The 25,194-nt window shown below is 56.1% G+C and carries 19 protein-coding genes and 5 pseudogenes; 13 read left to right on the top strand and 11 right to left on the bottom strand.

Features of this window, described 5'->3' with window-relative positions; translation table 11 throughout:
• Positions 1-715 precede the first annotated feature (715 nt).
• Positions 716-2,767, top strand: a complete 2,052-nt coding sequence (locus V6B97_RS08680) for an AAA family ATPase (RefSeq protein ID WP_333506107.1) — start codon at positions 716-718, stop codon at positions 2,765-2,767.
• Between the two features lie 44 nt (positions 2,768-2,811).
• On the opposite strand, the gene V6B97_RS08675 is transcribed toward V6B97_RS08680, so the two are convergent.
• The 10 genes from V6B97_RS08675 to V6B97_RS08630 all read right to left on the bottom strand — a co-directional run bounded on the left by V6B97_RS08675 (position 2,812) and on the right by V6B97_RS08630 (position 11,091).
• Entirely contained in the window at positions 2,812-2,991 is a 180-nt protein-coding gene (locus V6B97_RS08675) for a hypothetical protein (RefSeq protein ID WP_333506106.1), read from the bottom strand.
• 268 nt (positions 2,992-3,259) lie between these two features.
• Positions 3,260-4,855: a cobaltochelatase CobT-related protein gene (locus tag V6B97_RS08670; protein WP_333506105.1), complete on the bottom strand. Its 1,596-nt coding sequence runs from the start codon at positions 4,853-4,855 to the stop codon at positions 3,260-3,262.
• 74 nt (positions 4,856-4,929) lie between these two features.
• The gene (locus V6B97_RS08665; protein ID WP_333506104.1) at positions 4,930-5,697 is read right to left on the bottom strand and encodes a Fic family protein; all 768 of its coding nucleotides are present in this window, start codon (positions 5,695-5,697) and stop codon (positions 4,930-4,932) included.
• Between the two features lie 76 nt (positions 5,698-5,773).
• Positions 5,774-6,799 (bottom strand): DUF3150 domain-containing protein, encoded by a 1,026-nt coding sequence (locus V6B97_RS08660; RefSeq protein ID WP_333506103.1) that lies wholly within the window; start codon positions 6,797-6,799, stop codon positions 5,774-5,776.
• Between the two features lie 45 nt (positions 6,800-6,844).
• Positions 6,845-7,132: a hypothetical protein gene (locus V6B97_RS08655; protein ID WP_333506102.1), complete on the bottom strand. Its 288-nt coding sequence runs from the start codon at positions 7,130-7,132 to the stop codon at positions 6,845-6,847.
• Positions 7,133-7,208: 76 nt separating this feature from the next.
• Positions 7,209-7,613: a hypothetical protein gene (locus tag V6B97_RS08650; protein WP_333506101.1), complete on the bottom strand. Its 405-nt coding sequence runs from the start codon at positions 7,611-7,613 to the stop codon at positions 7,209-7,211.
• On the bottom strand, positions 7,610-8,587 hold the full coding sequence (locus V6B97_RS08645) for an AAA family ATPase (RefSeq protein WP_333506100.1): 978 nt from the start codon (positions 8,585-8,587) through the stop codon (positions 7,610-7,612). Before V6B97_RS08645 ends, V6B97_RS08650 begins: the two co-directional genes overlap by 4 nt.
• A gap of 100 nt (positions 8,588-8,687) precedes the next feature.
• The gene (locus tag V6B97_RS08640; protein ID WP_333506099.1) at positions 8,688-9,047 is read right to left on the bottom strand and encodes a hypothetical protein; all 360 of its coding nucleotides are present in this window, start codon (positions 9,045-9,047) and stop codon (positions 8,688-8,690) included.
• Positions 9,048-9,049: 2 nt separating this feature from the next.
• Positions 9,050-10,306 (bottom strand): hypothetical protein, encoded by a 1,257-nt coding sequence (locus V6B97_RS08635; protein WP_333506098.1) that lies wholly within the window; start codon positions 10,304-10,306, stop codon positions 9,050-9,052.
• 71 nt (positions 10,307-10,377) lie between these two features.
• On the bottom strand, positions 10,378-11,091 hold the full coding sequence (locus V6B97_RS08630) for an ERF family protein (RefSeq protein WP_333506097.1): 714 nt from the start codon (positions 11,089-11,091) through the stop codon (positions 10,378-10,380).
• Positions 11,092-11,290: 199 nt separating this feature from the next.
• Between V6B97_RS08630 and V6B97_RS08625 the strand changes: the two are divergent.
• From V6B97_RS08625 to V6B97_RS08580, 11 genes and pseudogenes are all read left to right on the top strand, one after another.
• Positions 11,291-11,407 (top strand): annotated as a pseudogene (locus V6B97_RS08625) (IS3 family transposase); the annotation flags it as partial.
• Between the two features lie 56 nt (positions 11,408-11,463).
• Positions 11,464-11,769, top strand: a complete 306-nt coding sequence (locus V6B97_RS17425; RefSeq protein ID WP_442935474.1) for a helix-turn-helix domain-containing protein — start codon at positions 11,464-11,466, stop codon at positions 11,767-11,769.
• Positions 11,770-12,042: 273 nt separating this feature from the next.
• A pseudogene (locus V6B97_RS08620) lies at positions 12,043-12,501 on the top strand (IS630 family transposase); the annotation flags it as partial.
• A gap of 25 nt (positions 12,502-12,526) precedes the next feature.
• A pseudogene (locus tag V6B97_RS08615) lies at positions 12,527-13,478 on the top strand (IS3 family transposase); the annotation flags it as partial.
• 368 nt (positions 13,479-13,846) lie between these two features.
• The gene (cysC, locus tag V6B97_RS08610) at positions 13,847-14,500 is read left to right on the top strand and encodes an adenylyl-sulfate kinase (protein ID WP_333506096.1); all 654 of its coding nucleotides are present in this window, start codon (positions 13,847-13,849) and stop codon (positions 14,498-14,500) included.
• Positions 14,501-15,582: 1,082 nt separating this feature from the next.
• A complete protein-coding gene (locus V6B97_RS08605) occupies positions 15,583-17,793 on the top strand; it encodes a glycoside hydrolase family 99-like domain-containing protein (RefSeq protein WP_333506095.1) in 2,211 nt (736 codons plus the stop codon).
• A gap of 83 nt (positions 17,794-17,876) precedes the next feature.
• Entirely contained in the window at positions 17,877-18,653 is a 777-nt protein-coding gene (locus V6B97_RS08600) for an ABC transporter permease (RefSeq protein ID WP_333506094.1), read from the top strand.
• A gap of 101 nt (positions 18,654-18,754) precedes the next feature.
• Positions 18,755-19,381 (top strand): annotated as a pseudogene (locus tag V6B97_RS08595) (ABC transporter ATP-binding protein); the annotation flags it as partial.
• A 50-nt stretch (positions 19,382-19,431) separates the two neighbouring features.
• Entirely contained in the window at positions 19,432-20,217 is a 786-nt protein-coding gene (locus V6B97_RS08590; protein ID WP_333506091.1) for a sulfotransferase family 2 domain-containing protein, read from the top strand.
• A gap of 92 nt (positions 20,218-20,309) precedes the next feature.
• Positions 20,310-21,065, top strand: coding sequence for a sulfotransferase family 2 domain-containing protein (locus tag V6B97_RS08585; RefSeq protein WP_333506090.1), 756 nt, complete (start codon positions 20,310-20,312; stop codon positions 21,063-21,065).
• A 7-nt stretch (positions 21,066-21,072) separates the two neighbouring features.
• Positions 21,073-21,927: a TylF/MycF/NovP-related O-methyltransferase gene (locus V6B97_RS08580; protein ID WP_333506089.1), complete on the top strand. Its 855-nt coding sequence runs from the start codon at positions 21,073-21,075 to the stop codon at positions 21,925-21,927.
• Between the two features lie 582 nt (positions 21,928-22,509).
• Here V6B97_RS08580 and V6B97_RS08575 read toward each other — a convergent pair.
• Complete coding sequence (locus V6B97_RS08575; RefSeq protein ID WP_333506088.1) at positions 22,510-23,469, bottom strand: glycosyltransferase family 2 protein; 960 nt, start codon at positions 23,467-23,469, stop codon at positions 22,510-22,512.
• 441 nt (positions 23,470-23,910) lie between these two features.
• On the opposite strand from V6B97_RS08575, the pseudogene V6B97_RS08570 reads away from it, so the two are divergent.
• Positions 23,911-25,079: pseudogene (locus V6B97_RS08570) on the top strand (IS3 family transposase).
• Positions 25,080-25,194 lie beyond the last annotated feature (115 nt).

Raw genomic sequence — 25,194 nt, 5'->3', positions numbered from 1 at the left:
AGGCTGCTCGCTCGCGGGCCAGAGGGTATCGGAACGTAACAACCTTCATCACCATGATCTACCTGATCGGAGCGCCCATCACCCAACTCTTGGAGGCGTGAATTCCACAGCTAACGTCGAAGACCCATTTAGGGTTGTTAGCCTGCTGAGGTCGCTTGGGGGTGCGCTAGTGCCATTCTCGTTTTTTATTTTTAATATCAGCATGATGTGATTTTTTCCAAATGTCCAGATGTCTAATGCTGGCTGGACATTTTTTGGAGAGTTACCCCGTCTCATCAAACGATTATTCCCTGCCGTAGGGAAGGAGGATGAGATGGTTTTGACTTTTGACTGGATGAGTTCCGGGCTACCCTCTTGGTTTCCTCGCACCGAGGTAGGCAAGCTCACCTGCGGGATTGTTCACCCCAAGACCTTGGCTAACCTCGATAGCCTCGGAAAAGGTCCGTCTCGACGTTGTCTGATTGGGAAGCGTGTCTTCTATGAACGGGACTCCTTCATGGAGTGGTTCGTGAGTCGTGTGAAGGTGCCTGAACCAAAATCCAACCGGGTTGCTGATCGTGCAGCCCGGAGTCGAAGCACGGAGGTGCTCGGCTATCTTACGGATGGCTTTGGGGCACGCTAGGGTAATCCCTAAGGTTGGCCGCGTTGCTCCTGTCCACGCTTTGGTGTGGCGCGGTCAATTACACCTTCACACCTAAGTCCATGGAGATAGGTCATGTATACAAATGAGAGCGAGTACACGCCGACTGATGTCAATCTGCTGGGGCGTGAATACAGCACGGAGCAGGATGCTGTGCAGCAGCTCCCGATCCTGGAGTATTTGGCACGGGAAACGGTCGAGATCACTCTTTGCAAGAACCCAAAAGCTGCCTTTGAGCACTTGAAAATCCCCTTCCCGAATGAGGAATTTACGGTTGTTCTCGATCAGAGTCTAGCGACCTATGGGACATGGAGGCATTTCAAAAAACGCCTGCGTGGGAATAGTCTGACCGATTTGGTGACGTTACATTTAGGCTTAGACCCTATCCGTGGATTTTTCAGAATTGCCGTCTGGTTGAACATCGACACGAGCCCTGAGGCGCGCTTTTTTCAGGGCTGCGACCCCGGCTGGTATGAGTGCCGATCCGGTGTCGAAGCTAAGGATTTTGAAAGGGCTACGAAGAGTTACCCTTACTACGCGTTGAATAATGCAAAAGGATTACGCTACCCTTATACAAACGAAGATGGAACGTTGCGGTGGGGAGTTGTTAAATTCTTTGATAAAAAAGGAACGGCATTTAAACTGCCGCTTATCAAGTGCTATAGTAGTGATGGGTACAATATCCTTCGGTGTGGGTGGATGTGGCGTGTCGTTCAAAGTCCATTTCCCCTATTCAATCTGCATGGCCTTATTGCTAGTTCTGGGCAGGCAGTGCTTTGCGCCATGGACGAAGAAACAGCTTCTCAGATATCATTGGATCATAGGTGGCTCGTTAAGAGTGGCGTAGTTCCTACCGCTTGGCCTGGAGGGCGGAAGGGGATCGCCTGCACTGACTGGAGCGCGTTGAAGGGGCGCGAAGTGCTCTTACTCCCGTCTTATGCAGCGGATGGTTACCGTCAGATATATGAAGCCAGTCGAGCCATTCAGAAAGCCGGGGCAGGGCAGGTTCGGATTCTGTCACGAGCACCTCAATGGGAATTTCGTGGTGAAACGGAGCGTCTTGCCCATGACCTCGCGTTTTGGAATGATCCGGTTCGAAGGCTTTCTCCCAGTGCCTTTTGCGAAGAGGCTGAGCGCCTCTTTGGGCTGAATCTTGATGGCCAAGTGGAGACTGCATTCCAAAGCAAGTCCTTGGAGGCGCTGCTGGCGATGCCTGATGAGCCACGGCCATACGTGCTCAAGCCAGTTATGCTGAGCCCCGGCTTGATGATGCTGGTGGCGGGAACGGGGGTTGGGAAGACCTGGGTCGCGTTAGCAGTTGCACTTGCCGTGTGGAAGGGGACTTCTGCGCTAGGCGGGAAGTGGACAGCTTCCCGCACACGGAATGTGCTCTACCTTGATGGTGAGATGGGTGAGAGTGCGTGCAGGGAGCGCTTGAAGGCCTTGGGTCAAGCTCAGGGCCGTACGGTAGACGAAGAAACCGGGGGAAAGCGGTTCGAACTGCTTTCAACCATGACAGAAGGCAATGCCTTGCCTGACCTTGGTACTGAGGAAGGCGGCGAGGCCCTGCTGGGCTGGATCGACAAGCGGTTTCCGGATGTCGAGTTCATCGTGTTCGATAATCTGTCGACCTTGGCCCCGACGGCATGCGGCAACAGCACTGAGTGCCAGGAGGCATTTCGTGCGTTGCTCAAGACGTTGAAGGCTCGGGGGATTTCCTGCCTGATTGTGCAGCATACCTCGAAAACGGGAGACCAGCGTGGCAGCAACGCCAAACTCGACATACTGGATGCCGTGGTGAAGCTTGATAGGCCCAGTAAAAAGGGCACCGCCGAGAAGACCACGACGATCTCCGTCACGTACGAAAAATGCCGTAACGCGTTCGGTAGTGATATTGAGCCGTTCACAGTGGAACTATCGCCTCCGGACGGGCTGCTAGCCACCTCGGCCTGCGAAGGTCAGACAAAAAAAAGTGCCCCGGATGTGGGTGGCCTCCAGCCTGCTTGGCTTGAGGATGCCAAGCGCATGAAGCACGCCGGCATGGGTTTCCGGGAAATTGCTCAGGAACTTGTCAAATTACACGGCAGTGCCCCTAGCCACGAAACAATTAGGAAAAGGCTAAAATAATTGGACGAATAGCTGCAGGGGGAGGCGCTTGCCTCCCCCTGTTTTCATGTATGGCTCTCGCCTTCAGGCAGCGCCAACGGTTCGTCATCGCAATCGTTCGTTTTCGTGGTGCCTGTCTCCGACAATATGGCAGCAGCGAACACGCCAGCGACACCGGCTAGGCAGCCGCCAAGAAACACCCAGGCCCTGTTCATTCCCTTGTCCTTGGACTCGTGCTCAGTCATCGATGCTCTCCTTGACGACGTTAAGTACCGCGATGGCTATGGCGATGATTGATCCCCAGCTTATGCCCATATTCTTCTCCTCGGGGTGCGGACCTTGGGGCAGTCCGCGAAGAGGACGCATTCCGCAGGCGGCAGAAGGCATTTCTTCCACGGCCAGAACCGGCACAGGTACATCCAACGCATACGACCTCCTTGTCGGGGTGTTGAAAGAGAACGGGGAGGCGTGGTGCCTCCCCGTTGTTCGTTGCCGGTGTTTTTCGTCGTTGCATCATGTCGCGCGCCTTCCGACCAGCGCGCCTTGGAGCAGGCCGAACATCGCCGGGGCAAGTTCGGCCATGGTGTTGATCGTCCGGTGCCGTCCCGGCAGGTGCTGCAGGATGTTCACCGCGCCGATGCCTATGGCGTAGACCTCGAACCCCAGCCGTTCGGCGTGCCGGATGGCTTCCAGGGCACATGTCGGCGTATCGGGGTCGCCATCGGTCAGCAGCAGGATGAGCTTGCGGGCCTCACGCAGGGGCAACATTTCCTGCATTACCCACCACAGGGACTCGGCCAGGGGGGTGGTCCCCACGGCTGCCACCTTCAGTCTCGAATGTGCCCGCTGTCCGTGCCGCACCAGGCGGCCCACCGTTTTCTGTTCTGTTGACGCCGGGTCATGGCTGGCCGGAAAGGCGGTGATGGCCACGTTGATGCCGATGGTCTCAAGGGCCGAGGCCACGGCATGACAGGCCGTGCTGGCCAGCCGGATGCTCGTAGTCATGGACCCGGAGCAGTCGAGTAGCAGATGCACGGCGGTGTTGATGCCGACGCGCGTTCCCTTGCGCATGAAGACACGGGCGTCATCCGTGGCGATGCGGTGGAGCCTGCGCGGGTCGAGTCTCCCGCTCCGTGCTCCGTGGGTCCGGCTGATGGTCGCAGCCTGCAACAGGCCATGAAGCCGCGTCCGCAGGGCCGTCGATGCCCGTTTGGCCTCGGCGATATCGTTAGGGTGCAGGTCCCAGCTTACCTTGTGGGTGACGGTGGCCACGTTCACGGGCACTCCATCGCTGGCGGGTGCCTCACGCTTCAGAGCCTCCCCAAGGATTGCCCCGAACTCCTGCGGAAGTTCGTCCTCCTGGGCGTGCAGCAGGTTCCGTATCCGTTCCCACGGTGATGCCGTGGGCTGGTTGCCATTGCCAGCCTCACCCTCCGGGGCGTCCCCAGTTTGATTGGCGTCCGGATTCCTACCTGACGCGGGTGGCGGCGTTTGCGCGGCCTTGCCCAGTTCCGCGACGATGGCCCGCGCATGGGCAATGGCCTCGGCAGTGGATGCGCACGAGGTGCGTACCGCTTCTCCAGCGCAGCTCATGCGGGTAAGCAGGCCCGGACAGAGGTTATCGAGATGTGCCGCGATGGTGTCGCGCCGTTTTCCGATGGCCGGGACGTCCCACGCCCGAACCGTGAGCAGCAGCCAGTTCAGGAACTGGGCTGCTGGATCGTCCGTTGTCCCTGTCGCCATGCCGCCGAAGAAGTGTTCGATGAGCCAGTCGAAGTTTCCCCGGCAGCCCGGAAAGGCGGCGACCAGACGGTTTTCTACCCTCCAGTCCTCGATGATGTTCCAGACATGGTGCTCAAGTGGGGTAAGGTTCGCGGCCTTCAGCACCACGAAGTCGGTATCCCGCAGGTGGGCGGCCTCATGGTCGATGTAGCCACGGGCCAGTGCGAGGAAGGTGTCGGGCACGTCCACCGGCAGTGCGGGAAGATGGATGGTCGTGCCGTCCGTGTAGGCCTCCGTGCCCCCGATGGTCACGGTGACGCCGTATTTCCTGCCGAGCACGCTCGCCACCAGCGGCAGCGAGCGCATCACGGCGCGTGTGTCCAGCATGTTGTCCTCCGAATGCGAAAAGGCCCCGAAGCGTGGTGCTCCGGGGCCTTTCGTGGCTGGTGTGTATCGGATGATCAGGCGGCGGTGCCGAGCAGCCGCCAGTACGGTTCGAAGCTGGCCGCCACCAGCGCGCCGATTTGTGCGAGGAAGGGGGCGTAGTCGCCGCGCACCCCGATGGTGTCGAGGTTCTCGTAGTACGCGGCCCGCTGTTCCACCGGGATGATCACCGTGGGGAACCCGGCCCGCATCAGTTCAAGGTTCATCAGCAGCCGGGCGGTGCGCCCGTTGCCGTCGGTGAACGGGTGGATCACCACGAAGTCGGCATGGACGCGCGCGGCCAGTTCCACGGGGTGCAGGTGCGCCGCCGCATTCGCGTACCACCCAAAGAAGGCGTCCATGCGTTCCTGCACGTGCAGGGCGTCGGGCGGGGTGTGCCCCGCGCCGGAGATGATGACGTTGCGGGTCCGGTAGCGGCCCGCGTCATCGGCAATGCCCCGAAGCACCAGTTGGTGCAGGTCCTTCAGGGTGCGTTTGTCCAGCCCGCGTCCATCCCGTACCACTTCTTCCAGAAAGCCGATGGCTTCCCTGTGGTTGATGGCTTCAAGGTGCTCGCGCATGGACTTGCCGCCGATGGTCACCCCGTCTTCCAGCACCACCTTGGTCTCCATGAGGGTCAGCGTGTTTCCCTCGATGGCATTGGAATGGAAGGTGTACCGCAGCACCATGTCCGCCCGCAGCTCAGCCACCATGTCGGGCGGCAGCGGGCGATGCCGGTCGAGCCGCGCCTTGAGGGCGTCAAGTTGGGCGAAGTCGATGGGTGGTGTGGGCGATGGCGTTGTCATGGTGTGCTCACGGGTAACATGCAATCACGTCAACAGTCTCGATAGGTAAACGGGTTGGCGTGGCCTGTCCAGCCGCCTACCACAGGCCGCAATTGGGCAGGACGGGTTGCAGGTCGGGCATGACCTCGCGGGGGATGCCATCCTGCGCAAGATCGTCCCCAAGGTCGGGCATGTCGTCCTCCCCTTCTTCGGGTTCGTCTGCGAACGTTATCCGTCCACTCTCCGTGTCCCCATCCTGTCGCAGCAAGGTATCCAGCAGGTCGGACGGACGATGCCCCTCGATGATCCGCTGGCCGTGCTCCATGAGCGCGGACGGATCGCGTAGCAGGGCCACCAGCCCCTGCAGCATGAGCAGGTGCGCCCCCTGTATCCTGCCCCGCTTGGGCAGGTTGGCGAAGGCCGTACCGATGAGGTCGGCCACCGGGGCCACCCTGGGTTCCACGAAGGTCAGCCCGGCCAGCTTCTGGTGGATGGTCCGCAGGGGAGACAGCGCCTTGTGGGTCACTTCGCTACGGCCCGCATAGCACTTGTGCCAGGCCTCGGTGGCGGCCTTGGCCACCTCGTCGAACAGGGTCCGGCCAAGCCCGCGCACCTCTTCCGCAAGCCCCTGGGCCACCGGCTCCACATCGTTCTGGGCTGGCGGCACGATGCGGTAGACCTGCCAGCGGAAGCCCATGCGGCTGCGCACATAGTCCGCGCTGACGGTGGAATCGGCGATGATGCGCTCCCACTCGCCGTGCCGGGCTATCCAGTCCCGAACAGCGTCATCGTACCGGGTGAGGAAGGTATCCCTGGCGGCCAGGAATTCGGCCCGAATGCGGTCGAGTTCTTCCACAAGAACGGGGGCTTTTTCCTCCGGAATGCCCCAACCGCCAAGAAAGCGTACGCCGTGACGGTCGAGCAGGTTCACCGCGCGCGCCTTTAGCGTGCCGAATATCTTCAGTTCCTCGGGGTCGCAGATGCGCTTGCTGCCGAGGGAGGCAAGTTCCTCCGGCGGCAGGTCCGCGCCGCCGAAGTCCGCCGGGGTCAGCTTGCGCCGGGCGGTCCAGATGTTCACGTCGAGGTTGATGGCCATGAGGCAGTTCAGGATGGTGTCGTTCATGTGCGTGCTCCATAAAAGCGAAACGCCCCTCGGGGGAGGGGCGTCCTAGATTCCGCTGTGGAAGTGGTAGTGGTCCTTTTCGATCTTCTCTGCGGCTTGTCGCCACATTTCCTGCACCGGGTCTTCGTCGAGGCATCGTCCCCACCCGGTGGTGTGGACCGTGACTCGCGAGGGATGGGGTTCCTCGTCACCCCCGGTCCAGACGCTGACCTTGAGGAGGTAGAGCTCCGCTTCCGCCTTCCAGTGGTGGCGGACGCCGTTGGTGTGGATATCCCGGACGAGGTGGATGCTGCGGGAGAAGGGGAAGATGCGCATGGCGGATGTCGCTTTCATGAGTGTGTGCTCCTCGTGGGTGCTGTGTAGGTCGAGGTCGTTCCAGAATGCGGAATCGTCGGGAGGGAAATCGCGGTTACGGGAGGGGGCCGTATGACGATACGAGCCGGTAGCCTTCCTTGAGCTTGCCGAGGGTGCGTGACCGCGCCTCGCGGATGGGACTGCCCCGGTTGCATCGGGTGATGGCTAGGGCAAGCCGTTGTCCTTGCGTATTGAGCTTGCCCCAATGGAGGTCGATGCCATGCGTCTGGATGGTGCAGGACCAGAACTTGCCGCCCGAAGGCGTGTCCTTTTCGAGGCGCAGCCAGGGAGGCGAGGAGAGGGAGGCGAAGAAGGCGGGATCGCGGGCCTGGCGGACGAGCAGGGAATCCATGAACTGGAGCACCAGGCCGGTATTGCCCGGGATTCGGGGAGACGCGGCATCCTTGCCGGGGGTGTCCGGATCGGACGTGTTCGGCGCGGTAGCGGCGTCCCCGTTCACTCCCCCGTTGGGAACATGCGCTGGGCGATTTCGTGGAGGAGCGTTCGGGTTTCTCGGGTGGCCTTGAAGCCGAGCGTCCGGTCGAGGGCGTAGGCCACGGGCTGGATGCCCTGCCGGGCCAGGGGCTGGAATCGCTGGGTCAGGTCGGCCCAGCGGATCAGGGTGCGGGTGGAGAAGGTTACCTCGATGGAGGCGCCATGCGCCGTGCCCGATTCGCCCATGAAGAGACGCCGGACTTCGTTGGCGTAGTCGATCATGGTGCGCCGCAGGGACTGTGGGAGTTGCGGCGCGATGCGTTCCAGCAGCCGTTCTTCCGCCGCAGGTTCGGGGTAGCCCATCTCGCACAGCCAGAATCGATCGAGGAACGCGAGGTTTTGGCGCAGGGTGCCCTGATAGAGGCCTGTTTCGTCGGAACCGCCATTGGTGTTGGCCGTGGCCGCGAACCGGAACATGGGGTGCGGCGTGATCAGTTCGCCGCCATTCTCCGGGATGCACAGGGGCTGGCCATCGAGGATGCCGTTGAGGCCCGTGGCCGTGGCGGGTTCCAGCAGGTCCATCTCGTTCAAAAGCAGAATCCCGCCATGCTTCATGGCCAGCGCCAGCGGTCCGTATCGGAATTCCATGGAGCCCTGATGCACGGACAGGTGCCCCACCAGGTCTGGAAACTCAAGCCTGCCGTGCCCGGTGACCTCAAAGACCGGGTAGTTGAGCCGGGCGGCCAGTTGCCGGATGGCGCTGGACTTCCCGCTGCCGGTGGGGCCGAACACGTAGAGCGGATCGGATGCGGTCATCAGCCAGACCACGATGTCGCGCGTGGTCTCGTGGAAGATGTAGTCGGGGTCCGCCTTGGGGGTATACGTCGAGGGCTGGCGGTAGCCCTTGATCATGCGGCCCGACGGGGTGCCGCTGAACACGGCGCCAGCGTCGAGTTCGACGGGCTGCAACTCATGCAGGCCCGAATCGGTATGGGGCATGGGGTGCTCCTTTGATAATGGGGAGAAGAGGCGGTGGCGGTTGCGGTGCTGCCGGTGTGACAACAGGCGTGAAGGCAAGAAGGGATTTCAGCGAGTGGAACTAGCCGAAGTCGATGGTTCGGAACAGGCGCGCATCGAAGGGATTGTCCCACCAGCCGCCGAGAATCTCGGCATCGTCAACGTCCTCGCCGATGCGCAGGAAGAGGTAGTCGTCAACGTCAAGTTCATCCATGACGTCGGTGATGAACCGTACCTCCTCGAAATCCGCGTACCATTTGACGCCTTCCCAGTAGTACAGCACGCCTTCCGAGTCCGGCGCGTCCTGCCTCAGGCCGTTTTGCAGGAACAGTTCGATGTCGCTGGGGTTCGTGGCATGCTGCCTTGCCTCGTGCATCGCGGCATCAAGCCGTGCCCGCCCGTTGCCGGACAGGCACAGGGCGACTTCGCTGTAGTATCCCATGGTCATTCTCCTTTTCTGTTGATGGGGCTGATGAACAGCCGTTCATGAGGCTGGCCGGTCTTGCGGGTCCGGTCCAGAATGTCGGTCGCCGTTTGGGGATCACCGGTCAGGGCTTGCAGTTCCTCCTGCAGGGCCGCCTGGTCGATGGTCTGTCTGCCGGGCATGGATGCCACCCGGAAGCGGTGCCTGCCCGCGGTTATCCAGTCCCGGGTCATGCTGTCGCTTACCGCCGCGATGCGCTGGAATGCGCTGCGGATGCGCCCTTCAATCGCTGCGATATCGCTTTCGATGGCGAGTTTGCGCTCCTTCAGGCTGGCGAGATGGTCGAGGTCCGCCGCATGGGCGGGACCGAGGTCCACGGGCATGCCGTCAACCCGCATGGGTCGGAACTTGGGACAGGTGGCGTTGGCGTCGCACCAGTCGCACAGGGGATGGAACCCCTGGCAGTACGGGAGGTCGTCAAGCGTCAACTGCCCCGCCTTGACGGCGTTGACTGCCTGCCACAGGTCGGCGGCAGTGTTGCAGCAAATGCCGAGCATGGCCCGGTTGGGCGTGTACGGTCCGAAGGCCTTGGCGTCGGCCATGGAGATGGAGAGCACCCAGCCTTCGATGGTCACGCCTTCCGGTGTGCTTGGCAGGTCGATGCCGAAGAGCAGCCGGGTCGCCTCCGGGAAGGTCTTGCGGGTGAACACCGGCTGACCGTCTTCGTCACGTAGCGAGCAGCACGGGCGATGCCAGGTGCTCCCCAACAGGCCGATCTGCCCGTAAAGTTGCACCTCGTTGGAGGTGTAGAGGATTTCGGGCAGGTGCCCGTTGCTTTTCAGCTCCAGCACCCGGATGACGGGTGTCGGAGCTTCGTGGATGAGGGTGATGTCGAGGTGCGCCTTGATGGGCACACCGTGGAAGGATGCGCTGATTTCCAGTTGCGGGATGAGGCGGTGGCCGCTTCTGGTGAGGGCGGCGGTGATCCCGGCCTCCTGCCAGTGGCCCCGGTGCAGGGGGAGGTGTCGCTTCAGGGTGGAGCCGACATGCTGAGGCGGGATGGTGTGGGGCTGCGTGCCCGGCAACGCCAACTTGCGGGCTGCCGCCGAGCGCAGGCATTCCGTTGCGGTGCCGATGTCGGACATGCCGACGTAGGTGCTGCGGTCGCCCAATTGGGTCTGCGTGGCCTGGACTTCGTGTGCGAGCAGGGATTCGGCGAGGAGGAAGAGAGGCTCCGGCAGTGCCGGAGGCATGGGGGATTGCGAGGGCTCTGTCATGGGGGACTCCATCGAGTGGACGAGGCTCCCCCACGGCGGGGGAATCCCCGCCGTGGGCGTGGTGATGAGGATCAGGCGGTCTCGGCGTACCGCCACCAGACCTTGCGCTCGGCGTTCCATTTGAACCCGGCAGCCGAGAGCAGTTGCTTGCGGGCAGACGTGTTGCCCGATGCCAGAATGCAAAGACGGCCATCCTGGGCGGTGGCCGTCGTGTAGCTTACCCCATCCAGCCGTGGCAGTGACGCCAGGGCTGGATGTGCTGTTTCTGCGGGCTTGGGCTGAGGTGGGGGGGCTGCGGGCGTGGCTTGTTGGGCTGATGCGGCAGCAGGCTGCTGGGGCCGAGGCTGGCGAGGCGTTCTCTGCCGTGCGGGCCTGTCGCGGGATGCAGCCTCGCCGTCGTCATCGTCTTCCGTCACCATGCCGAGCATGGCCGAAAGCGCGTACCGGCGGGCATAGGTCATGGCGCTGCCGTATCCCTGCGGGTCTGCCTTGGGCAGGGGCATGACCAGCAGCGACGACTGCCATTGGCCGGATTCCGCGTGCGTGAGTTTGGTGACGAGGCCGAGGTGTCCGGCCTCTGCCGGGACCGGGTACTGGGTCACCCAGATGCCGCTGGTCAGCAGCGCATCCCGGCAGGAATCCATGACGGAGTTGAGGGTGGCATAGCGGGACTTGGCGAACGGATTCTCGCGGTCCTTGATGGCCGGTTGCAGGGCGTGCTGAACGGCAATGAGGGCCTTGGCGAGGTCGGTGACCTCAGGGGAGGTGTACTGAAGGCTGTCCATCGCGTCTCCTTGGAAAGAGAAAAGCCCTGATACACGGGGCGTCAGGGCGATTTCAGGTAAAAGGCCGGGAGTTCAATATGTTAATATATATTTAAAAAAACGATGGGATGCGCGCACACATTGAGGAGGGTAATCCCCCCGCTAAAAAGTCATTCTGAAAAGTAGAATTTTCTCGTAAACCATCGCGAGGAGATTTTACATGAAGACTCCCGCTATTCCGACAGCTCAGATTCTGAGCAGCCTGAAGCAGGCCGAAAGCGGTGTTCCCGTTCCTGAACTTTGTCGCGAACACGGCATGAGCAGTACCACGTTTTATATTGCCGGGAGCATAAACTGTTTAACCATTATAGATGATTGTAGTATGTATTGTTGATGACGCGGATAGGCACGAGAAGGCTTTCCCGTTTAGCCCAAGAGGCCATCCGTATGAAGGTGGTGCGGGCTGTGTTCGCGAAAGGCATGAGCCAGACCGAAGCCGCAAAGGTCTTTGGCGTGTCGAGGACGACCGTTTGTCTCTGGGGGAAGGCCTTTCGAGAGAAAGGCGAGAAGGCGCTCAAGACGAAACGGCAAGGCCGTCCCCCTGGGCAAGCTCAGCAAGGAACAGGCGAGTGGCATCAAGAAATCCATTTTGGGCCGGTGCCCGGGCCAACTGCGGCTGCCTGGACTGCTTTGGATTAGGGAGCTTGTCTTGGGGGTGATCGAGCGTCGGCATGGTGTTTCACTTTCGCGCTGGACCGTGGGCCGGTATCTCAAGGCTTGGTTCTTGTCGCGCAAAAGTCTGCAAAGAGGGCTTTGGAGAAGAATCCGGCCCAGGTGCGCTACTGACTGAAGGAGAAGTACCTCGCGATCTGCCGCCAGGCGCGCGAGGAGAAGGCCCAGATATGGTGGGGTGACGAGACAGGCCTGCGCTCCGACCATCAGACGGGAACCACCTGAGGCGAGAAGGGCAAAACGCCGGTGGTGAAGGGCACGTGGAAGCGTTTCGGTTGCAACATGATTTCGGCCATCACCAACCAGGGCGATCTGCGGTTCATGGTGTTCGGTGAGCGCTTCACCGTGACCGTGTTTCTGGAATTCCTGGGACGACTTGTCCGGCAGCAGGCTGGTCGGAAGGTCTTCCTGATTGTGGACCGCTACGCGGTCCACAAGGCCAAAAAGGCAGCAAAGTGGCTGGAGGAAAACAAGGACAAGATTCAGCTGTTTTTCCTCCCGGCCTACAGCCCGGAACTCAATCCGGATGAACTTCTCAACCAGGATCTGAAAAGCAACGCCTTCCGGCAAGGCCGGGCTCGGGACAAACAAGGCATGATGACTAAAATACGAGCATTCTTACGGAGCAGGCAACGTCGGCCAGTGAGGGTCCACCGGTATTTTGAAGGGCCAAAAGTCGCCTACGCGGTCGCTACTTAGCTAGAAACTTTTTGCTCCTGGTAATAAATGGCGAGCCAAGTACGGTGGCATGGATGCATCGCTCATGGCACGGATGAAGGAACTCGAAGAAGAGAATCGCCGACTCAAGCGCATGTATGCCGAAGCCCAGATGAAGGCCGATGTCCTGCGCGAGGCACACGGAAAAAAGTAGGAAGGCCATCTCGCCGCCGTGAGATGGCCAAAACCCCTGTGAGGGAACGGGGCCTGAGCATAGGGCAAGCTTGTGAAGCGTTCGACATCAGCCGGACGTGCTACCTCTATGCCCCCAAGCTTGCGGATGACAACGAACTCGTGGCCGACTGGCTGGTCCGTCTGACTGCCAGTCAGCGCAACCGGGGCTTCGGACTCTGCTTTCTATACCTACGCAACGTGAACGGGTACGGCTGGAACCACAAACGGGTGTACAGAATCTATCGTGAGTTGGAACTGAACCTGCGGATTAAGCCGAAGAAACGCCTGATCCGCGAGAAGCCAGCGCCGCTGGCCCAACCAGAATCGCCCAGTCAGGCGTGGTCCATGGATTTCATGTACGACCAATTGCATGATGGGGGAAGTTACCGCCTTCTGAACGTAATTGATGACTACAACCGGGAGGGGTTGGCCATTGAGGCGGACTTCCCGCTGCCACCCGAGCGAGTAGTCCGGGTGCTGGAGCAGGTCATGGAATGGCGTGGCAAGCCAAAAGCCATACGTTGCGACACGGCCCGGAGTGTATCAGTCATCGTCTGCAGGCTTGGGCAGAGAAGAACGGGATCCGCATCGACCACATTCAGCTAGACAAGCCGCAGCAAAACGCCTATGTGGAGCGGTACAACCGTACGTTACGATACGATTGGCTGGGACAGCATCTGTTCGATGGCATTGAGCAGGTCAGGGACTTCGCCGCCAGTTGGCTATGGGCCTACAACAACGAAAGGCCCAACATGGGCATTGGCGGCATTACCCCAAGGCAAAAAACTGAGATCGGCTGCATAGCCGCTACTTTCAGACTGCCTAAAAAGGGGGGATTACCAATCAGGCCCAAAGATCTGACCATTAAGCCGTTGCAAACACCAGCAGTTCCCTGTAGAAAATCGGTTGTCAGATTTCAAGTGTCGACCTCTGCTTTTAGCGGAGGCGATAATATAAATCTTGACCAGATCTAGGCTGCCTACAATCCTTTGTGGATCGCCATATTGCACACTTTATGAATCTCTTCGATGGTTATTATGGACAGGCTCTCGGCCAACTGGCATCACAACCAAGCAAATCTGCGAGCGCCAAGATTTTGCAAAAAAATGGTCTCTTATAAGTCTTGGCAGTCATTGCGCAACTACGAATTGGCATGACTATGCCGTATTGGATTGATTCTATGCCGGATTTGACCCAACGATGTCGTGATGAAAGTAACAAATACACTGTTCCGCCCAAAGCATTGATCAGTCGCCATGATCGCGAACAGGATGGGATGCATCGATCATTTGCCTTGTGGTTTACTGGCCTTTCCGGCTCTGGAAAATCTACGCTGGTTCATGCGCTGGAGAAGCGTCTTCATCAACGCGGCATCCGGACGTATGTGTTAGACGGCGACAAGATTCGCCATGGATTATGCGCGGACTTGAGCTTCAGCGAGAGGGACCGCACCGAGAACATGCGGCGTATAGCCGAAACCGTTAAATTGTTCATTGACGCTGGTGTGGTCTGCCTTTGTGCATTCATATCGCCTCTAAAGGCGGACCGCGAGAATGTGCGCCGGATCATCGGCTGTAAGGACTATTACGAAATACACGTCAAATGCGCCTTGGCGGAATGCGAGCGGCGCGACACAAAAGGCTACTACCGTCTTGCTCGTCAGGGAAAAATTAAAGATTATACCGGGATATCTGCTCCATACGAGCCTCCTGAGAGCCCTGTTTTGGAGTTGGAAACAGATAAGATGGGCATAACTGCCTGTCTGGATCTGTTGGAATCCTTTCTGGACACTTCAAGGCTTCTTTAGTTCCGGTTAGGCCATTGCTAGTCTTCCGGTTGGCAGTAAGGCTCCGGGAGTAGCCCCCATTTGGACCGGACACCCCGCCAACGATAGGAAATAGGTCTAGCCCTATGTCCAAGCCTAGTGCTAACGGGGGAGTTGTGGTGGAAGTGTTGGGCGCAGCGCAATGTCGACGTTGGGCGGTGGCTGAGAGGGTTCAACTGTCCAGAAGTCGTTGCAACCGCGGGGGGGGGCGTCTCGTACGTCGCCCGCAGAAACGGCCTTTCCCCAGTCAGTTGTTTCGCTGAGGAAGCTCATTGAGCGATGGGGGCAAGGCCGCTGTCCAGGCGGATGACCAGGTCGTCGGAGCCGGGAGGGTCCGAGCGCTAGGAAGCGTATATGCGATCTGGAGCGGATGTTGGACAAGAAGACCGTGGAGGTCGAAATCCTTACAGAAGGCGTTGGAGATCGCGCGCGAAAAAAAACTGCTCTCGCGCAGTCCGTTGCCCTGGGAGGACGGTTCCCTATGAAGTGTGTCGCTGAGACGCTGACGGCTTCGCGCTCCAGGCTGGCGGAGCGGGCGAAGGAGCCCCCTAGGGCGTCCACCCCGCTACTCCAAAGCCGAGGTCGAGGTGCTGTTGCCCCTGATTCGCGACATCATCGACCATCGGCTACCGGAATGAGAGCCCCCCACAAGGGGCTGCGGATGGAGTCGTCCAGGATATTCATCCGCTCGTCAGCAACCGTAGGGTGTCCGGTTTAGCAGGGGCAATTCCAGTTCCTTGCAAGCATGAAGACGTCGTGCAGCATTTCGCTATAGGCACTGAAAGCTAGGATGAGTGATAGATTCTATCTTTCTGCCATATTCAGCACAATAAGGTAAGCAGAACGCAACGTCGGCCCAAAGAGTTTTGCCACTTTGGGACACATTATTGAACCACGCGTCGATGGCATATTGTTCAGATATCGATATACCACCCTGTCGCAGGACGATTATTGTTGCACTTTACAGAGGCGGATGCTTACTGCATCGCCTCCTGGGTAACCCGATAGGAAGAGATTTTTTAATCGAATTGTAATCATTGATTAGGCAATTATAGGAGAAAGCTGTGAGTTTCGCATCAAAAAGTATTGTCTCCGACGTAGCGCCCACTACGCAGACAACTCTTGATCCTCTTCGTTACAAAAATGTCATAGACGGGACAGATGCCAATTCGTCGCATGTGCATATAATAAATAAGATTCCTGATGGGGCAAGGGTGCTTGACGTGGGTTGCGCCTGCGGCGATCTGGGCACCTATCTGAACTACGGCAAGAATTGCACGGTATGGGGCATGGAATACTGTTCCGAAAGCATTGAGCTTGCCCGGGCCACTGGCGCCTACGAGCACGTGGCACAAGTGGATCTGAATATTTTTAATGATTATCATATATATCAAGAATTGGCCTTTGATCGAATAGTCTTCGGGGATGTGCTCGAACATCTATACTCACCCGAGAAGGTTCTGCGCAGCTTCATACCACTTCTCGGCAATAATGGCAGCATGATCGTCTCGCTGCCCAATGTTGCTCACGGAAGTATCTCACTCCAGCTTCTAGCGAACAAGTTTGTATATATGGATTATGGAATTCTTGACCGCACCCACCTGCGATTCTTCACCTCTGAGTCCATCGCGCAGCTGTTCGCTGGATTGGGACTTGAGGTCCGCATCGCAACCCGCACGATTTGGGATCTGCCCGGCCTTCATTCCTATCAGCCTACTAAAATGGCGCCCTCCGGGGTGCTCGGCTACATCGTCGCCAAACCCCATTCCTACGTTCTGCAATATGTAGCTGAGGTGGTACCATCGACGCAATCTCCAGCCTCGTTGGAAAAGGTCAATGCCAAGGCACTATGCACCTTCACCGAAGCGGAAAGGCAGCGTATTGAGCATTTCCAATCCAGACTTTTTCCTTCATCAGACAACGGTCAGGCTAGACAGGATATGGGCAGCGTGCCACTCGGCACCCGCATCCGGTACAGTATGCCATACTTCAAGTCCGTGCTGAAAAAGGGCATGCCGCGACCGGTATGGAACCTTCTTAAAGGTGGCCGCGATGTTATACGCCGGGCTCGTTGGCGTACTCTGCAGGGCAGAGTTGCATCTTCCCGTCTGAAATGCCTGCTAAGCTTCAAGGCGCAAGTGCTGCAGATTTCTGCCAAAACAAGTTCGGATTTTGTCGATATCTCGGAGCGGCAGGCACAACCTCATCCGTTATGTCCTAAAGCTATTGCCTTCTATCTTCCCCAATTCCATCCCTTTGCCGAAAACGATGCTTGGTGGGGGCGCGGGTTCACGGAATGGACCAATGTGACCAAAGCCATGCCGATGTTTGTTGGACACTATCAGCCCCAACTGCCTATTGACCTAGGGTTTTACGATCTCCGAGCTCCAGAGGTGATGCAGCGGCAGATAGAACTTGCCAAGCTTTATGGAGTATATGGCTTCTGCTTTCATTATTACTGGTTCTCTGGGAAACGCCTGATGGAACGGCCCATCCTGAACTATCTCGCCAACAAGGACCTGGACCTGCCTTTTTGCTTTTGCTGGGCCAACGAACCCTGGTCACGTCGGTGGGACGGCTCTGAGAACGAATTGCTCATCGCTCAGGACCTCAAGCCCGATGATGACCGACGATTTATGGAGGATTTATTGCCTTTCCTGCAGGACACCCGCTACATAACCATCTGTGGAAAGCCGGTCCTCATTATCTACCGCCCCCACTACTGGGACAAGGCGCGTGTCAGAAAGCTCACAACCAACTTCCGAGCCGTGGCCGAGGAGCACGGCCTCTTGGGCATGTACCTGATATGCGCCTTGTCGCACGACTTTCAAGGTGATCCGCGCGACTGGGGGTTCGACGCTGGAGTAGAATTTCCACCCCACATGTGCGGCCATGTTCCTCAAGCAAAAGATCTGCAGGTCGTTAACGACGACTTCTGCGGCACTGTGCATGATATGCGTGCCTTGGTGGACGCCGAGAATTATATGGCACCGTCAGCCTACACACGCTACAAGACCGTTTTCCCAGCCTGGGACAACACGGCCCGTAAGTTGAACAGTGCCTTCATCTTTCACCATTGCGAACCTCATGTCTATAAGAAGTGGCTGAAGAATATCATGCAATACACACACCAGCACAATTCACAACAAGAACAGTTCGTCTTTATCAATGCCTGGAACGAATGGGCTGAAGGCGCGCATCTGGAGCCCGATCGAAGGTACGGGTACGCTTTCCTGCAGGCTACAGCGGAAGCTCTTGAGGAGTTCATTCCTTGAAGCTGGCAAAGACGTGCAGGGCGCAACAACACCTGCAGCACTGTCGTAAAGGGATTATGCGTGAGTTATAACGGGTAACATATATGAATTTTCCAAAAAAACAACACATAGACATTATTGCCTACAGAGCGAAATCTTTACTGACCACTGAAGGGAGCAGGAATTATCTAAGCTTCCTTTGGTGGATCATTGATCCTCTGATGGAATTGTGCATATTCTATGTCGTATTTGGTCTTATACTTCGGCGTGGCGGGCCAGAGTTCGTAGCTGAGCTGCTGACTGGCATTTTCATCATAAGGTTGTTCATCTCCGCTACTAGCGCTGCACCAAATTTACTTATCCACAGTGAGCATGTTCTGCTTTCCGTGGCTATTCCTAAGTACATCTTTCCGGCAGCCCACACCCTAACTTGCTGTTTCAAATTTTTTCTTCTCCTTCTGTTGCTGTATGTATTTCTAGTACTGCTGGGGTCTCCACCTCACGCGAGCAATCTCTGGATATTACCCCTCACCATCGCTTATATGACCTTTACTCTGGGTGTTGCCATGCTTCTTGCCGGCCTCACCCCCTTCGTGCCCGACATTGCCATGCTCTACCCGAAAATCATCATGGTGCTCTATTGGAGCTCCGGTGTCTTCTTCAAGCCTGCGGACTACATCCCAACATCGTATTTACCTTTGTTTTATGTCAACCCGGTTGCTGGCTTCATAACGGCTTATAGGGACTGTATGCTGCACGCCACTATCGACTTAAAGCTAGTAGGATATCTTGTCGTAGTTTCTATGCTCTCTCTTTTGGTGGGCTATTCGTTTCTTTCCCGCTTTGACAAAGAATTCCCCAGGATTGTTGCCCAACGATGAACCAGCGAGTTCCAGCACTTACCCTCGTCGATCTGCATGTTTGCTTCACGAGGCGGCGTTTTTTCAGGCCCGCGCAACAGTATCATATGCTCAAGGGAATATCATTTACGGTGAATCGAGGCGAATCCTTGGCCATAATCGGATTCAATGGGGCAGGCAAAAGCACTTTGCTGCGAGTAATGTCAGGTATCCTGGAGCCCGATGTCGGTAGCCTCGTTAACCACGGAGTCAGCACCTCGCTGCTAACTTTGGCCGGAGGTATTTTCCCCGAATGCTCTGGACGAGCGAACACGGTGATGCTACTCATGCTGCAATTAGGCATATGTCGGCGCGATGCAGAAGCCATGGTAGACCACATAGCTGCTTACGCAGAGTTGGAAAACTCCATTGATGCCCCTATGAAAACCTATTCCAGCGGCATGCTCTCGCGATTGAAGTTCGCTATATCGACGCAAGCGAATGCAGATGTCCTGCTTGTTGACGAAATCCTCGCCGTGGGCGACTTTCCCTTCCGACAAAAGTCTCTTGCCACAATGCGGGAAAAGCTGTCGTCTGGCGATACTGTAGTGCTCGTGACCCACTTTTTGGCTGATGTCCGCGACTTCTGTCATCGGGCCATTTGGATTGAAGCTGGGCGGGTAATGGCCGATGCCGAGGCGAAATTTGTTGTGCATGAGTATGTAAAACACTGCCGAAAGCACGAGACCATGGCCTTACAGCAGATTTGATAATTGTACAGAGGGCATACAGCACTAGAGCCAATGGGGTTTAAGCTTTTATGATACCTGCCATATTTTTGCATATTCAGAAAACAGCGGGCACTACCATAGTTAATCTTGCACGCAAACATTACGGTAATGACAACGTATTGACACACGGAGATTACTTGTGTGGATTTTCCGAGTCTCCCGACCCGCATACATTTTTTAGCAAAGAGAACATTCGCGCTAGATTTAAGGAAAAACTCTTCATCTCTGGTCACTTCGGATTCAGCTTTTGTTCAGCTTTTATGGGCGAGAGGTATTCCTTCACCTTTCTGAGGAAACCGGCAGAGAGAATTGTCTCTTTTTACTACTTTTGTCTTACCAGATCGCCAGAAGAATCCCCAATTTATAAGATAGCTCAGGGATGTTCATTGGAAGAGTTTCTGAAGATGGGCTTTGAGCGGAGCGATGTCAGATTACGTATCTGGAATAATCAAATGTGGCAATTGGCTCATGGCTACTGCAGTTGCGAAGGGCGTGGCCAGGAGACGTTCAGCCCCAAAGACATAGAAGAGTTGGCATACAAGAATATTCGGAAGTTCTCCTTTGTCGGGACAGTTGATAATTTTCGGCATGACCGCGATAGGATACTGTCCGATCTGGGCATGCAGTTGCTTAAAGTGGACGTAAGGGACAATGTCACTCCTGGTCGGCCAGCTATAAAGGATCTTCCCTTGTCAACGAGACAGCTTTTAGAAAAGCTAACGGCTCTAGAGCAGCCTCTATATGATGAAATTGCATCGAAGCGTAATACAACAATAAAGAAATATTTTGCAAAATTTTCATCTTTCGTTCGATAATTATACAGAGTGTCGTTGATTGGTAAACGCCTTATATGTCTTCTTGCCACGTGCTTAGAGGCTGTGTGCGAGCAAATAAAGGAGATGTTGTCTTGAATCCGGCAATCTTCATGCACATACAGAAAACAGCCGGTACAGCAATCGTTCAGCTAGCCCGCAATCATTATGGGTACCCAAATTCTTCAAGCCATGGAGACCACTTCTACCATCTCAATGAACTTACTTTGGAGAACAATTTTTTCCAGAACAGGGAATTGGTGTCGCGGTATGAAAAATTGGGATTCATCTCCGGGCATTTTGGGTTCGATTTCTGCCGGAGATTCATGAATGATAGATACTCGTTCACATTTCTGCGCGATCCGAAAGAGCGTGTACTATCGTATTACTATTTCTGCCAGGGACGGGATCCGGATGAGTTTTTCGAATATGGCCTGTCACAGCGCGTGCCTTTGGAAACCTTTCTGAGGATGGGATTAAGCGATTCCGCCGTGCGCATACGGATATGGAACAATCAAGCGTGGGCCTTGGCCCATGGGAATTGGGCCTACACTCCGCGAAAAATTGATTCACTCAGCCCGATGGACCTATTGAATTTGGCCTTGGATCATCTCGACCATTTTTCCTATGTGGGACTAGCCGAGAACTTTCAGGCCGACCGGGATGTGATACTCACTGAATTGGGAATACCCGTTCCGCAAGATAATTTGTACATCAATGCCAATCCTGAACGGCCATCTGTAAAGGATCATCCCGAATCTACGAGAGAACTCCTTGCGGCTCTGACCGAATTAGATCAGGTAGTGTATGATGCCGTACGCGTAAGAAATGCGCAATCTTCAGCTCAATGAGAGACCAATGATTCCCAGATATGCTGAACTGAGCAAGGTTTGTTTCAGGATCCGAAGCGTGCTAAAAGACCTTCTGATTGCACGGCGTGGTTCGCAACATATTTTACAAGAATTGCAGCGGTGTAGGTCTGCTTATCTAGATATTATACAGCAATGCCTTACCGGGTCTCTTTACAAAGATGCTTCATGCATGAATGGGGAAGAACAGGCTTATAATCATGACATTCGCGAGACTGGGTGGGATTGGCCAAAGTACGCGCATACAATGATTGGCAGAAAGCGTCTTGAGAATCTACGACTTCTCACTGAGAGCATTCTCGGCAACGGAGTGCCGGGTGACTTGATCGAGGCAGGAGTTTGGCGTGGCGGTGCTTGCATACTTATGCGGGCTGTGCTGCATGCCTACAATGTAACCGACAGGCGGGTTTGGGTGGCTGATTCTTTCGAGGGCCTACCCGCGCCAGATGAGAGCGCTTACCCAGCTGATTCCGGCTCGACTTTCCATGAATATCCCGAGCTGTCGGTTTCTTTCGAAGAGGTGCAATCGAACTTTAATGCTTATGGTCTGCTTGACAAGCAGGTAGTGTTCCTGAACGGCTGGTTCAAGAATACCCTAAAAACCCCTGATATCGAGAGGCTCGCCCTAATCCGTCTCGACGGCGACATGTATGAATCCACGATGGATGGACTTGTGAGTCTCTACCCCAAACTATCCGTGGGGGGGTACATCATCATTGATGATTACCATGTGGTTCAGGCCTGCAAGCAGGCCGTTCATGACTATTGTACAGCCCAAGGCCTGACCCCAGCATTCTCCGAAATTGATGGAGTGGGAATTTACTGGAAAAAAGAACACGCTTAGAGGTGTTTGGTGTGGTCTTGCCCCCGCCTGTGCAGAGATAGTATCCACCTGACATTGCCGTGCCCGGCGGGGTGCTGATCAGGCTGCCTGCTTCGGCAGCCGGTCGTACCCGGGACAGAGGAGTCTCGAGGGAGGCAAGTTCGGCCAGGCACTCTGTCTCCCCAGCAAGGTGGCAGAGTTGATCTGGGTCGTAAGCAGGCAAGTTGAACGGCGGCCTGACCAGCCCCCACGAGTTGTATCACTCATTGTGTTAGTCTGTGCTGCCTACTGGAGTCCAGCGGTGCTCCCCCTAGTGGGAGTTGCCCCGGCGAGCTATGCGGCCTGAGCGTGTTTACTATCGCTGCCCACCAGCATCACTTGGGCCTCTCCGGACGTGTAGATTATCCGCCTGTTCAGTCTTTCATCACGCACCTTGCCATTAAAGGTGCTCACAGTGCCCGTTTTTCCCAGGAAAGTTCGGCTTGATGAAAAGCGTTTTCATATAGGCTTTGCAAAGACCGTAACACATGCCATTTGTGTTCTCTGGCCCCGGCAAAGTTATACAAGATGCGTTAGGATCGGTATGACGTAACCGACTGCAGATTATAAAAAAGATAATTTTGACTTGTGCTGCCTCCCAACGCGGCGCCATACCATTCTAATGCCGGCCCATACTATTCCCATGCACACTGTGGGTAAAGCTAGGGGGGCGTGCTTGGCAGTAAGTAACAAGCGACTTCGAGTTAGAAACCATAAAGATTTATAGCGCATTTTATTTGCTGAAAATTCTGTAGATGCTCCCTCCTTGTGGAATACTAAGGCATTTGCTGCGTAAGCAAAGTCAAAGCGTCCTTGACTCGAGTAAGCCCAGTCTTGCTCTTCTGAATATAAGAAGTAACGTTCGTCCATAGGTCCAACATCTTCTATGAACTTTCTACTTACCATAACACTTGCTCCATATATGAAGTCAATGGCTTTTTCTATGTCATCGGGGTTTTCATGGGTAGCTTGTTCAACTGTCATGCCCTGGCCGTTGAGAACCGAAAAGCCTGTCCATTTGTTTGATTTCCCTCCCGCCCGGCACTGGACTTTTTGAGGTTGGTCCATGTAGCAGATAAGGGAACCGCATAATCCGGGATGTGGTTTGGAAAAGAGACGCTCTGTCATGGCTTTCAGCGCATCTGGATGGACAACTGTGTCATTGTTAAGAATCCAAACTGCATCTGCGCCCCACTTTAGCCCAAGGGATATGCCGATATTGTTTCCAGCTGCATATCCTCTATTTTCTGGGTTCTTAATAAGTATCACGGTGTTATGATGAGGTGGTGTAGATGTCGTAATATGTTCATATTGATTTGTTAAGACGATTTGTTCAGGTCGCAAGTTCTTTGTAGCCCATTCTTCTAGTTTTTGAAATGAGCTATCTTGCGATGCGTTGTCTATTATAAATACCCAGCATGGTTTTTTATTGCTCGAAAGTACTGACTCGATACATGATATTGTGTATTTCCAGTTGTTGAAATTGACAATAACGACTGCTATAAGTTTTCTTTTAAAGTCCATGAGTGGCTATCATCCATCCTTTAAAATGAGTTTGCTTCTGCAGTGAATTGTTGAAATGCGAGCCATGATGGAGTGCTTATGTGTGTGGTGCTGTGTTTCTATAGCTGTGAAACTGCATGAATTTCTAAGTTTAAATCCGCAATGCGCGGTATTTGTCATGTTGTGAACGGCCTATTGTGGTGTTTAGGAGATCAACCATGTCCATCTTTTGGCGAGCCTCTCTCTGGCGCAACGGGCTGTGCTTTTTATTTTAGCCTTGTTGGCCACTTGAGTCCAGTTGCAATCTCCAAGGGGGTGCGGATGGCGCTCGCTCCCCATTCCCTCACATTCAAGGGTGCGTAGCCCTTGGTCCTCGTCTTAGCCAGGTAGCTGGCCCACTGACCTGCCCCCCTAAACCTGAGCTAGGGATTTTGTTAGTCTCTGGCCAACGGAGGGAAGGCAATGGGTAGGAAGGGGCAAGCACCGGAGCAGATAATCGCCAAGCTGCGTGAAGCAGAGGTTTCGCTGGCCAAGGGCAAGACAGTTGCCGAGACGTGCCGCTCTCTTGGGGGGGGCTGTGAGCAGACGTTCTACCGCTGGCGCACCGAGTACGGCGGGCTGAAGGTTGACCAAGCCAAGAAGCTGAGAGCGCTAGAGCGTGAAAACGCTAGGCTGAAGAAGGCCGTGGCAGAGTTGACCTTGGACAAGTTCATCTTGCAGGAGGCGGCAAGGGGAAACTTCTGAGCCCTTCCCGGCGCCGGAAGCGTGTGGCTCATGTGCGTACGGTTCTTCATGTTCCAGAGCGGCGAGTGTGCCGTTTGCTGGAGCAACCTCGATCGACCCAGCGATATCGCCCGAGCATAACAAGTGATGAAGAGCCACTGAAGGCGGCCATCATCCATTTCGCCAGCGAGTATGGCCGGTACGGGTATCGCCGCATCCAGGCTTTGCTTGAGCGGGAAGGATGGCTGGTAAACCACAAACGCATTGAGCGCATCTGGCGTCAGGAAGGGCTGAAGGTTCCGCAAAAGCAAACGAAGCGCAGTAGGCTCTGGCCCAACGATGGTTCATGCGTCCGATTACGGCCTTGCTGACCCAACCATGTCTGGTCGTATGACTTCGTCATGGACCGAACGCACCAAGGCCGGGCGTTACGCATCCTCGTGGTCATCGACGAGTTCACTCGGGAGTGCCTGGCGCTTGAGGTTTCCAGGCAGCTCCGCTCCGACGATGTGCTGCACTGCCTGACAAGGTTGTTCGTTGAAAAGGGTACACCGGATTTCATCCGGTCAGATAACGGCTCCGAGTTCGCTGTCCATGCCGTGCGGGACTGGCTCGGCAAGGTCGGAGTGAAGACGCTGTTCATTGAGCCTGGTTCTCCCTGGGAGAACGGCTGCTGCGAGAGCTTCAACGGCAAGATGCGGGATGAGAAGCTGAACAGGGAGCTGTTCTATATGCTCCGGGAGGCACAGGTGGTTCTGGAAATGTGGCGGCAAGAATATAACACGTTCAGGCCGCATAGCTCGCTGGGGCAACGTCCGCCAGCGCCGGTCGCCGCCCTGCCCCGAGGGGCAGGGCGCTCCCCCTGGGGACCACCTCTGGACTCAAGCAGGCATTACAGGCTACCATAATGAGTGGTACAACTCGTGGGGGCTGGTCAGAACCACCTCTACTATTAGCTTTAGACAATGGAACGTTCCCCCAAAGCCAACCGATGTATATTGCCACCAGCGCAACCACTAGAAA

The sequence above is a fragment of the Nitratidesulfovibrio sp. 1201_IL3209 genome (genome assembly GCF_036763125.1).
Classification (GTDB): domain Bacteria; phylum Desulfobacterota; class Desulfovibrionia; order Desulfovibrionales; family Desulfovibrionaceae; genus Cupidesulfovibrio.
This window is presented reverse-complemented; position numbering and strand designations above follow the sequence as displayed.

Excerpts from the sequence above, each read along its gene's own strand:
- V6B97_RS08680 (WP_333506107.1), top strand. The coding sequence starts at position 716 with ATGTATACAAATGAGAGCGAGTACACGCCGACTGATGTCAATCTGCTG.
- V6B97_RS08675 (WP_333506106.1), bottom strand. The coding sequence starts at position 2,991 with ATGACTGAGCACGAGTCCAAGGACAAGGGAATGAACAGGGCCTGGGTG.
- V6B97_RS08670 (WP_333506105.1), bottom strand. The coding sequence starts at position 4,855 with ATGCTGGACACACGCGCCGTGATGCGCTCGCTGCCGCTGGTGGCGAGC.
- V6B97_RS08665 (WP_333506104.1), bottom strand. The coding sequence starts at position 5,697 with ATGACAACGCCATCGCCCACACCACCCATCGACTTCGCCCAACTTGAC.
- V6B97_RS08660 (WP_333506103.1), bottom strand. The coding sequence starts at position 6,799 with ATGAACGACACCATCCTGAACTGCCTCATGGCCATCAACCTCGACGTG.
- V6B97_RS08655 (WP_333506102.1), bottom strand. The coding sequence starts at position 7,132 with ATGAAAGCGACATCCGCCATGCGCATCTTCCCCTTCTCCCGCAGCATC.
- V6B97_RS08645 (WP_333506100.1), bottom strand. The coding sequence starts at position 8,587 with ATGCCCCATACCGATTCGGGCCTGCATGAGTTGCAGCCCGTCGAACTC.
- V6B97_RS08640 (WP_333506099.1), bottom strand. The coding sequence starts at position 9,047 with ATGGGATACTACAGCGAAGTCGCCCTGTGCCTGTCCGGCAACGGGCGG.
- V6B97_RS08635 (WP_333506098.1), bottom strand. The coding sequence starts at position 10,306 with ATGACAGAGCCCTCGCAATCCCCCATGCCTCCGGCACTGCCGGAGCCT.
- V6B97_RS08630 (WP_333506097.1), bottom strand. The coding sequence starts at position 11,091 with ATGGACAGCCTTCAGTACACCTCCCCTGAGGTCACCGACCTCGCCAAG.
- V6B97_RS17425 (WP_442935474.1), top strand. The coding sequence starts at position 11,464 with ATGACGCGGATAGGCACGAGAAGGCTTTCCCGTTTAGCCCAAGAGGCC.
- cysC (WP_333506096.1), top strand. The coding sequence starts at position 13,847 with ATGACTATGCCGTATTGGATTGATTCTATGCCGGATTTGACCCAACGA.
- V6B97_RS08600 (WP_333506094.1), top strand. The coding sequence starts at position 17,877 with ATGAATTTTCCAAAAAAACAACACATAGACATTATTGCCTACAGAGCG.
- V6B97_RS08590 (WP_333506091.1), top strand. The coding sequence starts at position 19,432 with ATGATACCTGCCATATTTTTGCATATTCAGAAAACAGCGGGCACTACC.
- V6B97_RS08580 (WP_333506089.1), top strand. The coding sequence starts at position 21,073 with ATGATTCCCAGATATGCTGAACTGAGCAAGGTTTGTTTCAGGATCCGA.
- V6B97_RS08575 (WP_333506088.1), bottom strand. The coding sequence starts at position 23,469 with ATGGACTTTAAAAGAAAACTTATAGCAGTCGTTATTGTCAATTTCAAC.